Here is a 15428-nt window from a genome sequence, read left to right as displayed (position 1 = left end):
GTTTTGAGTCTGATTGCTATGAAACACCAAGTTGCCCGCATCCACCCTGCCGATAACGTCCTCGTTGCCCTCGTCGACCTGCCCGTTGGCACCGAAGTGCCTTGGGAAGGCGGCTACGTGACCACCGCCGAAGCCATTCCGGCCAAGCACAAGCTCGCGCCCCTGGGCCTGAGCCCGGGCGAGCCCGTGACGATGTACGGCGTGTTGGTGGGCAAAGCCAAGGAAGCCATTCGCCCCGGCGGCCGTCTCACCACGGCCAACATGCAGCACGCCACCAACAGCTACGACGAGCACGGCCACCAGCGCGCCGCCTGGCAGGCCCCCGACGTGTCGGCCTGGCAAGACCGCACCTTCCTGGGCTACCACCGCGCCGACGGCCGCGTGGGCACCGCCAACTACTGGCTGGTGATTCCGCTGGTGTTCTGCGAAAACCGCAACATCCAGGTGCTGAAAGACGCCCTGATTACCGACCTCGGCTACGAGCGCCGCAAAAACTACCAGCCCGAAACCCGCAAGCTGCTCAGCCTGCTGCAAGCCGGCAAATCGGTAGAAGAAATCCTGAGCGCCGACCTGGCGGCCGGGGAGGACGTGGCCCAGAGTTCGCGCCCGTTCCCCAACGTGGACGGCATCCGCTTCCTGTCGCACGAAGGCGGCTGCGGCGGCATCCGGCAGGATGCCCAGACGCTGTGCGGCCTGCTGGCCGGCTACATCACCCACCCCAACGTGGCCGGCGCCACGGTGCTGAGCCTGGGCTGCCAGAACGCCCAGGCCAGCATGCTGCAGGAGGAAATCGCCAAGCGCGACCCCAATTTCAGCAAGCCGCTCTACATTCTTGACCAGCAGAAGCTGGGCACCGAGGAAAATCTCATCAGCACGGCCCTGCGCCAAACGTTCGCCGGCCTGATGATTGCCAACCAGGCCCGCCGCGAGCCCGCGCCTCTTAAGGCCCTGAACATTGGCCTGGAGTGCGGCGGCTCCGACGGCTTCTCCGGCATCTCGGCCAACCCGGCCCTGGGCCACGTCTCCGACATGCTGGTGGCGCTGGGCGGCTCGGTTATTCTGGCGGAGTTCCCGGAGCTGTGCGGCGTGGAGCAGGAACTGGTGGACCGCAGCGTGGAGCCCGCCGTGGCCGAGCGGTTCAGCAGCCTGATGAAGGCCTACGGCGACTCGGCCGTGGCCGTGGGTTCGGGCTTCGACATGAACCCCTCGCCCGGCAACATCCGCGACGGCCTGATTACGGACGCCATGAAATCGGCCGGCGCGGCCCGCAAGGGTGGTTCCTCGCCCGTGGTGGCCGTGCTCGACTACCCAGAACCCGTGACCAAGCCCGGCCTGAACCTGCTCTGCACCCCCGGCAACGACGTGGAATCGACCACCGCTGAGGTGGGCTCGGGCGCCAACATCGTGCTGTTCACCACCGGCCTGGGCACGCCCACCGGCAACCCCATCGCGCCGGTCATCAAGGTGGCCAGCAACACGGCCCTCGCCAAGCGCATGCCCGACATCATCGACGTGAACACCGGAACGGTGATTGACGGCGAGGAAACCATTGAGCAGGCCGGCGAGCGCATTCTCGACTACGTTATCCGGGTGGCCAGCGGCGAAGAAGTGGCCGCCGTGCGCCACGACCAAACCGACTTCATTCCGTGGAAGCGCGGGGTGAGCTTGTAGGCTGGTCATATGCTCCGTCTGTCATCCTGAGCGTAGCGAAGGACCTTATCAAGCCAGAACGATTTGCTCCAACGTGATAAGGTCCCTCGCTACGCTCAGGATGACAAATGCAATTTTTTTACGCAACCGTTTTCGCTAATAAATAGCCAAATCAGGAGGCTGCATGAAGGTTGGCGCTGTATTGACAGACTACCTTCGATTCCTGAAATAGTAGCACCTATCCGGGCGTCGTCCGGGCATCTTTAGTTGACTATGAAGCCATTTCTTTCCGACGATTTCCTGCTGCAAACGGCCACGGCCAGCACGCTCTACCACGAGTACGCCAAGCAGATGCCCATCATCGATTATCACAACCACCTGCTGCCCGACCAGATAGCCGAAGACAAGCAGTTCGACAACATCACGCAAATTTGGCTCTACGGCGACCACTACAAGTGGCGCGCCATGCGGGCCAACGGCATCCCCGAGCGCTACATCACTGGCGACGCCTCGGACTGGGAAAAGTTTGAGAAATGGGCCGAAACCGTGCCCTACACCCTGCGCAACCCGCTCTACCACTGGACGCACCTGGAGCTGCGCCGCTACTTCGGCATCACGGAGCTGCTGAACAAAGATAGCGCCCGCCGCATCTACGACGAGTGCAATGCCAAGCTGCAAACCCCAGAGTTTTCGGTGCAGGGCCTGCTGCGCAAGATGAACGTGGAAACCCTGTGCACCACCGACGACCCCGCCGACGCGCTGGAGCACCACCAGGCCCTGGCCGCTTCGGGCTTTGCCGTGAACGTGCTGCCCACTTTCCGCGCCGACAAGGCGATGGCGCCGGAGTCAGCCGCTGCTTACAACCAGTACCTCGACAAGCTGGGCGCGGCGGCCGAAGTGGACATTCGCACGTTTGCCGGCCTGGAAAAGGCCCTGCGCCTGCGCCATGATTTCTTCGCCAGCGTGGGCTGCCGCCTGTCGGACCACGGTTTGGAGCAGATTTATGCCGCCGACTACACTGAGGCAGAAATCGACGCCATTTTCTCGAAGGTGCGCGGCGGCGCCGAGCTGACGTCCGAAGAGGTGCTAAAATTTAAATCGGCCATGCTGGTGTTGCTGGCCGTGCTGGACTGGGAGAAGGGCTGGACGCAGCAGTACCACATCGGTGCCCTGCGCAACAACAACTCGCGCATGCTCCGCGAGCTGGGCCCCGACACCGGCTGGGACAGCATCGGCGACTTCTCGCAGGGCCGTGCCCTCTCCACCTTCCTCGACCGCCTCGACGGGCAGGACAAGCTGGCGAAAACCATCATCTACAACCTCAACCCGGCCGACAACGAGCTGATTGCCACGATGATTGGCAATTTCAACGACGGTTCGGTGGCGGGCAAAATTCAGTTTGGCTCCGGCTGGTGGTTCCTCGACCAGAAGGACGGCATGGAGAAGCAGCTCAATGCCTTGAGCAACATGGGCCTGCTCTCGCGTTTCGTGGGCATGCTCACCGACTCGCGCAGCTTCCTCTCGTACCCGCGCCACGAGTATTTCCGCCGCGTGCTCTGCAACCTGCTGGGCAACGACGTAGAAAACGGCGAGCTGCCCGCGGATATGGATTTGCTGGGCCGCACGGTGCAAAACATCTGCTACGGCAACGCCAAGGAGTACTTTGGCTTTGGCAAAGTGGTGGAAGCCGCGGCCGTAACGGCGTAGAGACGCAACATGTTGCGTCTCGTCGTTGAACGACCAGCGCCGCGCCGAACCACGCATCACACATAAACTCAGCAACGACGAGACGCAACATGTTGCGTCTCTACCTCGTTCCAAAATCCCGAAGAATGAAGCAAGTTGTCACGTTCGGCGAAATCATGATGCGGCTGTCGCCGCCGCTGAACTACCGGTTCGCCCAAACGCAAAGCCTCGAAATTACCTACGGCGGCGGCGACGCCAACGTGGGCGCCTCGCTGGCTGGTTTTGGGGTGCCGGCCGCCCACGTCACCTGCTTTCCGGCCAATGACCTGGGCCACGCCGCCGCTCAGCAGTTTCGGGCCCTGGGCGTGAACATGGATGCTACTGTGTACCAAGGCGACCGTCTCGGGCTGTATTTTCTGGAAGTAGGGGCGGGGATGCGCCCCAGCAAGGTGGTGTACGACCGCGCCAATTCGGCCTTTGCCCACCTCGACCCGGCCGCTTTCAACTGGGATGAAATCCTGAAAGATGCCGGTTGGCTGCACTGGACGGGCATCACGCCCGCCATTTCGGCCAGCTCGGCCGAGGCCACCCGCCAGGCCATTGCCGCCGCACGCAGCCTGGGCATCACCGTGTCGGCCGACGTGAATTACCGCCGCAACCTGTGGCAGTACGGCCAAACGGCCCAGTCCGTGATGTCGGAGTTGGTGGAGGGCTGCGACATCGTGGTATGCTCCGAAAACGACGCCGACGACCTGTTCGGCATCGTGCCCGAGCCCGGCACCGACAATAAGTTCGTGTCGGTGGCCCGGCAGGTGATGGCGCGGTTTCCGCAAATCAAGCAAGTCATCACCACGCGCCGCAAAACACACAGCGCCTCACACAACGGCCTCAAAGGCATTTACTACGACGGCCAACAGTTTCTCGAAACCGTCACCTACGACATCAACCCCATCGTCGACCGCATTGGCGGGGGCGACGCCTTCATGGCCGGCTTCATCTACGGCTCGCTGGCGTACAATAACCCTCAGCAGGCGCTTACCTTCGGGGTGGCCGCCTCGGCCCTGAAGCACACCGTGCACGGCGACGTGAACCTGGTGACGGTGGCCGAAGTGGAAGAAATCATGAAAGGCAACACCAGCGGCCGCTTATTGCGCTAATATTCAATGTCAACGAGCGAGCTGCTTCGCTGCGCTCAGCATGACGTTCTAATTTTTTTCCATGCCCCGACACTCCGCCGACGAAACCCTTGCCACGCTGCTCCGCTACCCGGTGGTGCCCGTGTTCTACCACGCCGACGTGGCCTATGCCCAGCGCATTCTGCAGGCCTGCTACGCCGGCGGCATTCGCGTGTTTGAGTTTGTGAATCGGGGCGAAAAGGCGCTGGAGGTGTTTGAGCAGCTGCAGGCCTTCGTGGCCGAGCAGTGCCCGGATATGGTTCTGGGCATCGGCACCATCTACAAGGCCGAAGAAGCCGCGCAGTTCATTGCCGCCGGCGCCGAGTTTGTGGTGCAGCCCGTGGCCACCGCCGAGGTGGCCGACGTGTGCCGCACCCGCAACGTTCCGTGGCTGCCCGGCGCCATGACGCCCACCGAAATCTACCACGCCAGCCAGTTCGGCGCGGCCGTGGTGAAGATTTTCCCCGGCAACGTGGTGGGCCCCGACTACGTGAAGGCCCTGCGCGGCCCCATGCCCCACATCAAGCTCATGGTGACGGGCGGCGTGGAGCCCACCGAAGCCAGCCTCAGCGCCTGGTTTGGCGCCGGGGTGAATGCCGTGGGCATGGGCTCGCAGCTCTTCAAAAATGCCGACGACCCCGCGGCCCTCTCGGCCAGCATCGGCCAGCTGATGCAGGTGGTCGACGCCCTGAAAAAATAGTTTCCGGTGGCGCGTTGAGCGCGCCACCGGGTAGTTTCCGAGTAGTGCCCTGGTTTCAAATTCCCGAACTCGATGAATCCAACTTCCGCTCAGGCGCCGCCTGAATCTCCACTGGCCACGGCCAACGCCGTGATGGGCAAATTTCGCTGGACCATTTGCGCCCTGGTGTTCTTTGCCACCACCATCAACTACCTCGACCGGGCCGTTATCTCGCTGCTGAAGCCTTACCTCGAAACGGAGTTCCACTGGAACGCGGGCGACTACGCCAACATCGAAATTGCCTTCAAGCTGGCCTATGCCGTGGGCATGGTGGGTGCCGGCCGCATCATCGACAAGCTGGGCACGAAGCTGGGCTACGCCCTCTCCACGGCCCTGTGGAGCGTGGCGGCCATGGGCCACGCCTTGGTGAGCAGCACGTTTGGCTTCGGCATTGCGCGGGGCTTTCTGGGCATCACGGAGGCGGGCAACTTCCCGGCCGCCATCAAAACCACGGCCGAGTGGTTTCCGCAGCGGGAGCGGGCCCTGGCCACGGGCATCTTCAACTCGGGCTCCAACGTGGGCGCCATCGTGGCGCCGCTCACCGTGCCGCTGATTGCCGAAACCATTGGCTGGAAGTGGGCCTTCCTCATCACGGGCGCGCTGGGTTTTGTGTGGCTGGTGCTCTGGATGTATTTCTACGAAACGCCGGCCAAGCACGCGCGGCTGTCGAAGGCTGAGTTTGATTACATCAACGCCGACATTCCCGTGGGCCTGCCCGAGGAAGGCGTGACCGAGGAAAAGCCGAAGGCGTCGTGGGGCAAGTTGCTCACCTTCCGCCAAACCTGGGCCTTCGTCATTGGCAAGTTCCTCACCGACCCCATCTGGTGGTTCTACCTGTTCTGGTTGCCCGATTTCCTGGGCAAGCAATACGGCCTGAAGGGCACCGACATTGCCCTGCCGGTGGCGGCCGTGTACATTCTGTCGAGCATCGGCAGCGTGGGCGGCGGCTACCTGCCGCTGGGCTTCATCCGGCGCGGCATGCCGGCGTTTCAGGCCCGCAAAACGGCCATGCTGGTCATTGCTTTCTGCGTGTTTCCCATCGTGTTTGCGCAGTGGCTGGGCGGCATGAATATGTGGCTGGCGGTGCTGGTCATCGGCATTGCGGCGGCGGCTCACCAGGCGTGGAGCGCCAACATCTTCACCACCGTGTCGGACATGTTCCCGAAGCGGGCCGTGGGTTCGGTGACGGGCATCGGCGGGATGGCGGGCGGCCTGGGCGGCATTGCCCTCACCGCCCTGGTGCAGAAGCGCATGTTTGTGCACTTCGAGAGCATCGGGCAGATTGACAAGGCCTACTACATCATGTTCTTCATCTGCGGTGCGGCCTACCTGCTGGCCTGGGTGCTGATGTTCACGCTGGTGCCGCGCATGGAGCCCATCAAGCTCGACGACGAATAACAATCTTGTCGACCCGGCGCGGTACCGAGAAGTGCCGCGCCGCGTTGGCTTCCCATCAACCTCATTTTGGATATGAAAACGCGGCCTTTGCTGCTGGCACTCCTGCTGGCCCTGCCTTTGTTTGCCCTTGCCCAAGCACCCAGCCCCAAAGCTGCGGCCCTGGTAAAGGAGATTGAAGCCTTGGAGCGTCAGCGCTTTGAGGCGCAAGTGAAGAAGGATTATGCTTTCCTCGAAAAAGCTTTTGCCGATGACTTGGTGTACACGCACGGCGACGGCCACGAAAACACCAAGGCCGAGTACATCCAAAGCATCAAGGACGGCAAAAGTCAATACGGGAAAATTGAGGTCGAAAAGCTGAACGTGCGCACCTACAACGACGGCAAAACGGCCGTCGTGAACGGTTCCATCTTCATCACCTCGCCTCTCAAGCCCGACGGCAGCACCAGCGTGTCGCACCTCAAGTACGTGGTGGTGCAAGTGAAGAACAAGCAAGGCTGGCAGGTGGTGCTGTGGCAGTCGCAGAAGCAAGCCAGTTAAGGCCAGTGAACAGTTAACAGTGAGCAGTTAACAATCGAAATCACTAAGAAAAAACAACCTGTTAACTGCTCACTGTTAACTGTCAACTGACTTCCATGTCCCAAGCTCAAGCCACCGAAAACACGCTTGCCACGCCCGTTGGCACCACCCTGGAGCGCTACATCAAGCGCAAAGAAGCCGAATTTGCCTACGCCACCGGCGAGCTGAGCCAGCTGCTGCGCGACATCGCGCTGGCCGGCAAAATCGTGAACCGTGAAGTGAACCGCGCGGGCCTGTCGCGCATCACCGGGGCCATGGGCGAGAAAAACGTGCAGGGCGAGCACCAGCAAAAGCTCGACATGGAAGCCAACATCCGCTTCATTCGGGCCCTCACCAATGGCGGCGAGGCCTGCGCCGTGCTCTCGGAAGAAGACGAGCACATCATCGAAACCGGCAACCGCCACGGCAAGTACGTGGTGGCCATCGACCCGCTCGACGGCTCCTCGAACATCGACGTGAACGTGAGCATTGGCACCATCTTCAGCATCTACCGGCGCGTGTCGCGCATTGGCGGGCCGGCCCGCAAGGAGGACTTTTTGCAGGGCGGCCGGGCCCAGGTAGCGGCGGGCTACATCCTGTACGGCTCCAGCACCATGCTGGTGTACACCACGGGGCACGGCGTGGCGGGCTTCACCTACGAAAACTCGCTGGGTGAATTCTTTCTCTCGCACCCCGACATCAAGATTCCGCGCCAGGGGCCGGTGTTTTCCTGCAACGAAGGCAACTGGTTCGACTACCCGGAGTTTGTGCGCACCTTCCTCACCACCTGCAAGGAGCGCCGCCTCACGGCCCGCTACGTGGGCTCGCTGGTGGCCGACTACCACCGCAACCTGTTCACGGGCGGCATTTACCTCTACCCGCCCACTGTGGCCAAGCCCGAAGGCAAGCTGCGCCTGCTCTACGAAGGCTACCCACTGGCTTTCCTCATCGAGCAGGCCGGCGGCATGGCCGTGACCGGCGCCGACGTGGTGCTCGACGTGCACCCCACTTCCGACCTGCACCAGCGCGCGCCCCTGTTTGTGGGCTCTGCCGATTTGGTGCAGGAGCTCCAGGTCGTGGCCGCGCAGTAGGGGAGGCGCAGGCGGTTATTTCCGGAAATCCCAGGCCGCGGGCGCTTCCAGCAACTCGTTTTGCCACAGCAGCTGCTCGGCCCGAATGGGGTAGGGGGCGTTGTGCCGAATGGTCTGGTGGACGGCGTCGAACAGGCCGAGGTAGTTGCCGGGCGCCGCGGCATCGGGCCGGGTTGCCAGCGTGCCGTCGGGGCCGGCCACGGTGAGGCGGGCCTCCTCGCCGGGCTTTTCGCGGCCGTAGTCGGGAGCCAGCGGCGACATGCCGGCCAGCAGCTGGGCTTCCTGCGGGTCGGTGCGGCCTTTTTGGTAGCTGCCGTGGGTGCCGTGGAGCACGTAGGCCGGAACGGGGTCGGCAATGAGCAGGCCGGAGGTCAGCCACACGTTCAGGCCCTGCGGGTAGCGCAGGTGCAGCGAGAAGTAGTCGTCGACCTGCGTGTCGGCGCGGTAGTGGCCCGCGGTTTTATGGAAGCTCAAGGGCTGGCCAAACAGGCCGATGGCCTGGTCGATGAGGTGGGGGCCCAAGTCGTAGAGCAGGCCGCTGCCGGGCAGTACTTCCTCCTTGAATTTCTTGGGATTGAGGGCCTGCTTGTAGCGGTCGAAGCGGAAATGCACTTCGATGAGCTGGCCCAACTGTCCGCTTTCGACCACGCGGCGCACGGCGCCAAAGTCGGTATCCCAGCGGCGGTTGTGGTAGGCCAGCAAGTGGCGGCCGGCCTGTTGGGCCAATGCCAGCAGCTCCTGCAGCTGCGTCACGGACGTGGCCACGGGCTTTTCGAGCAGCACGTGCTTGCCGGCGCGCAGGGCTTGGCTGGCCAGGTCGAAGTGGGTATTGCTGGGCGTGTTCACCACCACCAGCTCCAGACTGGGGTCGGCCAGCAGCTCGGCCACGCTGGGGTAGCTGCGGATGCCGGGGTAGTCGCGGTGCATGCGCTGCTCGGTGCGCTCGGCCACGCCCACCAGGTCGAAGCCGGCGTGGGCCGAAAGGAAGGGGGCCTGAAAAAGCTTGCCCGACATGCCGTAAGCCAGCAAGGCGGTGCGAATGGGGGCGGTGCTCATGCACCAAATGTAAAGCGCAGCGCCGGCAACCGATGGTGCTTGGTCCAGACTCGAAACCCCGAAAGCCGCTGCCCGGCCCTACCGGCTTTTCGCGGCCAAAAGTGAACTATGGCAAGGACGTGACACTGGCGAATACAGGTGGAAGTGTTGATAATCAGTGAATATTGGTGGTTGACGTAATTGGGTAGTAGATTGATTTTTTGATTCTGCCTAACTTGTACCGGGTTTTTGTGGGCAAGCCCGGGCACTATCCTTCGTGCCAGGTGTTTGCGTTCGAAAAGCAGCCCGTGGGCGGTGGTCGCGTCGTTGAACTCGGGCACTGCAACACCAGGGGCAGAGAAATAACACGTTAGGCGTTGCGGGGCGGCCCGGGCTTGCACGGCAAGCCGACTACTACAGAAAACAGACTTTATGAAGCCATATCTTATTCTAACGGCGTGGTTGGGCCTGGCGCTGGGCAGCTATTCGGCCGCGCAGGCCCAGACCAAAGCGCCGGCTCCGGGCACGCCCTCTGCCGCCGCACCGCGCTACCAAGTGGGCAAACTGGCCACCGACCCGCTCCAGTACATCGCCGATGTGCAGAGCATGATGGCCAGCACCAAGAATGCCGCCGCCATGGCCACCGCCGCCCGCCTCAAAGAGCTGTGGGGCAGCAACCGCCTCACGTCGTCGCAGCAGGCGCGCATCGTGGCGCTGTCGCAAACCATGCTGGCCAAGCACTTCCGGCCCCGGCCGCACTTCGAGAGCTTGTTTGGGGCCATTGTGGGCGGCGCCACCAAGGCCAAGCTCAGCGACGCGCAGATGGACCAGTACCTCGACGTGCTGGGCCAGACTTTGGACAAAGAGGCTCCTACCGAAACCGAGAAATTCATCACCGCCACCAACCGATTCTTCAACGGCGGCTACCTCTATAAAACCGGCTACAACACGCTGCGCGCCGTGGGCGGCACGGTGTCGTTTGCGTACTCGCCCATCAACGCCCCGGTTTCCAACCTCGACTTTGGGGCGCCCGCCCCGGTGGTGAAAGAAGAGCCCCTGCCCGCTGCGCCCAAGCCGGCCGCCAAAAAGCCGGCCGCCAAGCCCGTGGCCAAAGCCGCTCCCAAGCCGGCCCCGAAGAAAAAAGCCAGCAGCAGCGGCTGGGACACTGCCGACCTGTGGTCGTCGCCCTCGGGCGGGGGCTGGGGCGATGCCGACGACGGCTGGGGCGCGCCCGTGAAAAAGAAAGCTCCCGCTAAAAAGCCGGTGGCCAAAGCCGCGCCCGCCGCCAAAGCCAGCCCGGCCGCCACGAAAACGCCGTCGGCCACGGAAGTAGCGGCCAAAGCGGCCGACTTTGAAACGCCCACCACCGGCTTCACGCCGTCGGCCACGCCGTATGAAGAATACCTGGCGCCGCCGGCCCGTGGCGCGGTGTTGGTGATTAAGGATGCCGACCTGTTCATGGCCTCGGCCGGCGACTCGGTGTTTTTGAAAAAGGTGAGCGGCACGGCTGTGCCCAATTCTAATCGCTTCATTGCCACGGGCGGGCAGTTTGTGTGGTCCATCAAAACCAATCTGGTGACGGCCGACCTGGCGGGTTTCGACTTCGACATGACCAAGCCGGAGTTCACGGCCCAGCCCGTGACGCTGACCTATCCGGCCCTGCTGGAAGCCCCCGTGAAGGGCGCCCTCAGCTACAAGGCCGTGCGCCGCAAGCCCGGCGTGACCGACAACGGCTACCCGCGCTTCATTTCCCTCACCAACGACGCCCGCATCAAGAGCCTGGGCGACAACATCGCCTACCGCGGCGGCCTGTCGATGGCGGGCAGCCGGGTGCTGAGCGCGGCCCTCGACGGCTCGCTCTCCAACCTCACGGTGAGCCTCGACGGCAAGCCCAAGTTCAAGGCTGCGTCGCGGGCCTATGTGCTCGGCGACTCGCTGATTACGGCCAGCCGGGCGGCCATCACCATCTACCAGGGCGCCAAAGACTCGGTGACGCACCCCGGCGCGCAGCTCAAGTACAACAAGGGCAAGCAGCAACTGAAGCTGTCGCGCGAGGACGGCTTATACAAGAACACGCCCTACAGCGACTCCTACCACCAGATGGAAATCCGGACGCAGGCCCTGACCTGGAACCTGCGCCAGCCCACGGTCGACTTCGAGGTGCTGTCGTCGAAAAACCAGCAGTCGGCCGATTTTGAGAGCAAGGAGTTCTTCACCAACAACCGCTACCAGCAGCTCAAGAGCATCAACCGGCTGCACCCGCTGCAAATGCTGGTGGGCTACAGCCAAGCCCACGGCAACGCCAAAACCATCAACGTGAGCGACCTGGCCCGTGACCTGCAAACTTCCGAAGCCAACATGCGCAGCGCCGCGGCCGGCCTCACGCGCGACGGCTACGTGGCCTGGGCGCCCCAGACCGGCGAGGCAACCATTCTGCCGAAAGGCTTCCACTACGTGGCCTCGGCCCGCGACAAGAAGGACTACGACCACATCGCCATCAAGTCCTTGTCGGGCTCGGGCCGCAACGCCACGCTCAACCTGAACACCAACGAGCTGCTGGTGCGCGGCGTGGACCGGTTCAACTTCTCCGACGACTCGGCCACGGTGTTTGTGAAGCCGGACAGCTCCATCATCCGCATCAAGAAGAACCGCAACATCGATTTCAGCGGCACGGTGGTGGCTTCGGCCATGCGCTTCAAGGGGCGCGAGTTCAAGTTTGATTACGACGGGTTCTACGTCGACATGGCCAAGATTGATTCCATCGTCATTCGCAGCGAGGCCAAGGACGCCAAGGGCAAGCCCACCGGCAAGCGGGCCGACTTCGCCCTCACCAACAAAGGCAAAGTCTCGACCGGCCGCCTGTATTTGAACGACCCCAAAAACAAGTCGGGCCGCAAGAAAAAACCGCAGTACCCGTCTTTCGACTCCAAGAGCGGGGCCAACGTGTACTTCGGCAAGCAGGACGTGCTGGGGGGCGCTTACGACTCGACGCTGGTGTTCGACATTCCGCCGTTTAAGCTCGACTCGCTCAACGGCATCGGCAAGGCGGCGGCCGGGTTCGACGGCACCTTCCGCAGCGGCGGCATCATCCCCGACATCAAAACCAAGCTCACGGTGCAGCCCGATGGCTCGCTGGGCTTTACCTACGATGTGCCCAAGGATGGCTTTCCGCTGTATAAGGGCCGGGGCCGCGTGTTCAATAAGGTGAAGATGGACGGCAAGGGCCTGCAGGCCGACGGCCAGGTGAACTACCAGTCCGGCACGTTCACGTCCAACAGCTTCGTGTTCTACCGCGACTCGGTGGTGGCCGTGGGCAAAACCGGCGCCATCGCGGCCAAGAAGGCCGACGGGGCCGACATCCCGAAGATGAACCTGCCCGCGGGCTACCTCATGAACTGGAAAGTGCGCCAGGACTCGATGTACCTGACCACGCCGGCCAGCGGCGAAGCCATTCGCCTCTACTCGGCCCTCGACCCCAAAACCAAGACCACCACGGCCTACAACTTCAAAGGCACCGCCCTGCTGACGCCCAAAAACGCCGGCGGCGACGGCCGCCTCGACGGGCCGCAGTCGTTCATCAAGTCGCCGGAGTTCACCTTCAAGTCGGACAGCTACTCGGGCCGCAAGGCTTCGCTGAGCGTGAAGTCGGCCGAGGCCAACAAGCCCGCCCTCACGGCCAACGACGTGGCGTTCGACTACAACCTGCAGAAAGGCTACGCCGACTTCAAGCGCGAAGACGGCAGCAAAGCCAGCATCGACCTGCCGTATTCGAAGTTCAAAACCACGCTGAGCGGCGGGCACTGGGACTTCAAGAAAAAGCAGGTGAAGCTGCGCGTGGCCGCTAATGCCGACTCTACCAAGTCGTATTTCTACTCCACCAACCCCGACCAGCAGGGCCTGAAGTTCAAGGCCGCCACGGCCACCTATGACCTGGCCAAGTACCAGATGAAGGTGGGCGGCGTGCCCTACATCGCCGCCGCCGATGCCTGGGTGTACCCGGATTCGGGCAAGGTAAACATTGGTGCCAACGGCAAAATTGGGCGGTTTAAGAACGCCACGGTGGTGCTCGATTCGCTGGCCAAATTCCACCGCCTGAGCAAGGGCAGCATCGAGGTGCTGTCGAAGGTGGCCTTCACGGGCACCGCCGAATACACGTTTAAGACGGCCCGCGACTCGGTGGCCCTGCGCTTCTCCAACTTCGAGCCCGACCCCGGCGCCGTATTGGCCGGCGCCGGCAAAGGCAAAAAAGGCCTGTTGAGCCGCAAAAAGGAGTCGGACCTGACCGATGAGGAAGTGGGCCCCGCCACCCTGGCCACGGCCGTGGTGAACGCCAACAGCAAATTCCAGCTCACGCCGCGCATCGGCTACCGCGGCAACGTGCAGCTGAACTCGCAGCGTCGCGGCTTTGCCTTCGACGGCCAGGTGCAGCTGCAGTTCGGCAAAGACCGGAAATCGGCCGAGTGGATTGCGGTGAAGGATTCCATCGACCCCAAGAATTTCAGCCTCAACCTGAAAGACATCAAGGCTGAGGACGGCACGCCGCTCGTGACCGGCCTCTTCGTGTCGGACCAGAGCAACAAGGTGTACCCGCTTTACGCCGCCACGGTGCCCAACCCTACCGATGTGCCCGTGTTCAAGGTGGACGGTGAGCTGCGCTACGACGACAAGAAGGGCATCTACAGCATTTCGCGCCGCGACCTGAGCGACGTGAACGCCTACGAAGGCGCCGCCCTTACCTACACCGACGAGACAAACTCGCTCAGCTTCCGCGGGCCGATGACGTTCATCAACTCCACCAAAGACTACAAGATGGTGGCCAGCGGCGTGGGCACGGCCAACCCCGACAGCGCCCGCTACTCGGTAGACGCCCTGCTGGGCATCGACATCAACATGCCGCCCAAGGCTGTGGAGGTGATGGGCGCCGAGCTGGCCAGAGTCACCAAGGGCTCGGCCGAAGCGCAGGACGGCTCCACCAACGAGTTGTACAAACTGGGCCAGTTCATTGGCGACAAGGGCGTGGAGGGCTACGCCGGCCACCGCGGCGCCGCCGACCCGCTCATCAAGCTCTCGCCCAAGCTGGCGCACACCATCCTGCTCAGCAAGGTGAACCTGCGCTGGAACGAGAAAAAGCGCGCCTGGTACTCGGTGGGCGAGATTGGCCTGGCCGGCGTGGGCAAAACGGCGCTGAACGCGCTGGTGAACGGCTACGTAGAAATTCACCGCGAAAACGCCACCGAAGTAGTGGAAGTCTACCTCGAGCCCGAGCCCCAGACCTGGTACTACCTGAAGTACGCCAACAACCTGCTCAAGGCCAAGTCGTCGAGCGAGAACTTCGACGCCGAAATTGGCGCCAAGCAGAAGGGCGACTACGAGACGGCCACCAGCTACGGCACGTTCCTGGGCGATTTCTCCGACGTGGACGCCTTCCGCGCACACTTCCAGAAAGATTTCCTGGGCAAGACCGGCAAGCTGGCCGCCCGCCCGGCCGCTCCTGTGCCGACGGGCAATTTTGACGTGTTTGAAGATAAGAAGAAAAAGAAGAAGGGCAAGAACGAGGACGCCTTTGGCGCATCGGACCCCAACGCCAACCCGGGCTCGCAGCCCGCGGAAGACGCCCCGGCGTCGACCAAGAAAAAGAAGAAGGCCAAGGACAACGACCCCTTCGGCGATGGCACCATTGACGAGCCCGCCGCGGCCCCGCCGGTGAAAGAAAAAGCCAAAGCCAAAGACAAGGCCGCCGAACCCGCCGCCGACGCCCCGGCTGCCGAGGAACCCAAAAAAGAGAAAACCAAAACCAAGGAAAAAGCCGCCGAACCCGCCGCCGACGCTCCCACCGCCGAACCCGACCCCGCCCAGGCCAAGAAAGAAGCCGAGCGCCAGGCCAAGGAAGCCGAAAAGCTGAAAAAAGAAGAGGAGAAAAAGAAGAAGGAGGAAGAGAAGCGCAAGAAGAAAGCCGCCGACGACCCCTTTGGGGACAGCTAGGAGGCGGCAGTCGCTAAAACAAGACGTCATGCCGAGCTTGTCGCAGCATCTCTAGCGCGAGAGTAAGTAGTTACTACTCCAGTAGAGATGCTGCGTCAAGCTCGGCATGACGTTCTT

General features: G+C 62.8%; 9 protein-coding genes. 8 read left to right on the top strand and 1 reads right to left on the bottom strand.

Annotation, left to right across the window (positions count from 1 at the left end; all coding sequences use genetic code 11):
* Positions 1-18 precede the first annotated feature (18 nt).
* The 7 genes from JAO73_RS15935 to fbp all read left to right on the top strand — a co-directional run bounded on the left by JAO73_RS15935 (position 19) and on the right by fbp (position 8294).
* The gene (locus tag JAO73_RS15935) at positions 19-1671 is read left to right on the top strand and encodes a UxaA family hydrolase (protein ID WP_198978142.1); all 1653 of its coding nucleotides are present in this window, start codon (positions 19-21) and stop codon (positions 1669-1671) included.
* 252 nt (positions 1672-1923) lie between these two features.
* Complete coding sequence (gene uxaC, locus JAO73_RS15930) at positions 1924-3357, top strand: glucuronate isomerase (RefSeq protein WP_198978141.1); 1434 nt, start codon at positions 1924-1926, stop codon at positions 3355-3357.
* A 125-nt stretch (positions 3358-3482) separates the two neighbouring features.
* Entirely contained in the window at positions 3483-4493 is a 1011-nt protein-coding gene (locus JAO73_RS15925) for a sugar kinase (protein ID WP_198978140.1), read from the top strand.
* 61 nt (positions 4494-4554) lie between these two features.
* Positions 4555-5211, top strand: coding sequence for a beta/alpha barrel domain-containing protein (locus JAO73_RS15920; RefSeq protein ID WP_198978139.1), 657 nt, complete (start codon positions 4555-4557; stop codon positions 5209-5211).
* Positions 5212-5283: 72 nt separating this feature from the next.
* Positions 5284-6648 (top strand): MFS transporter, encoded by a 1365-nt coding sequence (locus tag JAO73_RS15915; protein WP_233169243.1) that lies wholly within the window; start codon positions 5284-5286, stop codon positions 6646-6648.
* Between the two features lie 72 nt (positions 6649-6720).
* Positions 6721-7185, top strand: a complete 465-nt coding sequence (locus JAO73_RS15910; RefSeq protein WP_198978138.1) for a nuclear transport factor 2 family protein — start codon at positions 6721-6723, stop codon at positions 7183-7185.
* Between the two features lie 95 nt (positions 7186-7280).
* Positions 7281-8294, top strand: a complete 1014-nt coding sequence (gene fbp, locus JAO73_RS15905; protein WP_198978137.1) for a class 1 fructose-bisphosphatase — start codon at positions 7281-7283, stop codon at positions 8292-8294.
* Positions 8295-8309: 15 nt separating this feature from the next.
* On the opposite strand, the gene JAO73_RS15900 is transcribed toward fbp, so the two are convergent.
* On the bottom strand, positions 8310-9350 hold the full coding sequence (locus JAO73_RS15900) for a Gfo/Idh/MocA family oxidoreductase (protein WP_198978136.1): 1041 nt from the start codon (positions 9348-9350) through the stop codon (positions 8310-8312).
* A gap of 411 nt (positions 9351-9761) precedes the next feature.
* Here JAO73_RS15900 and JAO73_RS15895 point away from each other — a divergent pair, with 411 nt between their 5' ends.
* The gene (locus JAO73_RS15895) at positions 9762-15311 is read left to right on the top strand and encodes a hypothetical protein (RefSeq protein WP_198978135.1); all 5550 of its coding nucleotides are present in this window, start codon (positions 9762-9764) and stop codon (positions 15309-15311) included.
* Positions 15312-15428 lie beyond the last annotated feature (117 nt).

The sequence above is a fragment of the Hymenobacter miniatus genome, assembly GCF_016427455.1.
GTDB classification, from domain to species: Bacteria; Bacteroidota; Bacteroidia; order Cytophagales; family Hymenobacteraceae; genus Hymenobacter; species Hymenobacter armeniacus.
This window is presented reverse-complemented; position numbering and strand designations above follow the sequence as displayed.

Bases quoted from the DNA above. Each gene is read 5' to 3' on its own strand.
- JAO73_RS15915 (WP_233169243.1), top strand. From the start codon at position 5,284: ATGAATCCAACTTCCGCTCAGGCGCCGCCTGAATCTCCACTGGCCACG.
- JAO73_RS15910 (WP_198978138.1), top strand. From the start codon at position 6,721: ATGAAAACGCGGCCTTTGCTGCTGGCACTCCTGCTGGCCCTGCCTTTG.
- JAO73_RS15935 (WP_198978142.1), top strand. From the start codon at position 19: ATGAAACACCAAGTTGCCCGCATCCACCCTGCCGATAACGTCCTCGTT.
- JAO73_RS15895 (WP_198978135.1), top strand. From the start codon at position 9,762: ATGAAGCCATATCTTATTCTAACGGCGTGGTTGGGCCTGGCGCTGGGC.
- JAO73_RS15900 (WP_198978136.1), bottom strand. From the start codon at position 9,350: ATGAGCACCGCCCCCATTCGCACCGCCTTGCTGGCTTACGGCATGTCG.
- fbp (WP_198978137.1), top strand. From the start codon at position 7,281: ATGTCCCAAGCTCAAGCCACCGAAAACACGCTTGCCACGCCCGTTGGC.
- JAO73_RS15925 (WP_198978140.1), top strand. From the start codon at position 3,483: ATGAAGCAAGTTGTCACGTTCGGCGAAATCATGATGCGGCTGTCGCCG.
- uxaC (WP_198978141.1), top strand. From the start codon at position 1,924: ATGAAGCCATTTCTTTCCGACGATTTCCTGCTGCAAACGGCCACGGCC.
- JAO73_RS15920 (WP_198978139.1), top strand. From the start codon at position 4,555: ATGCCCCGACACTCCGCCGACGAAACCCTTGCCACGCTGCTCCGCTAC.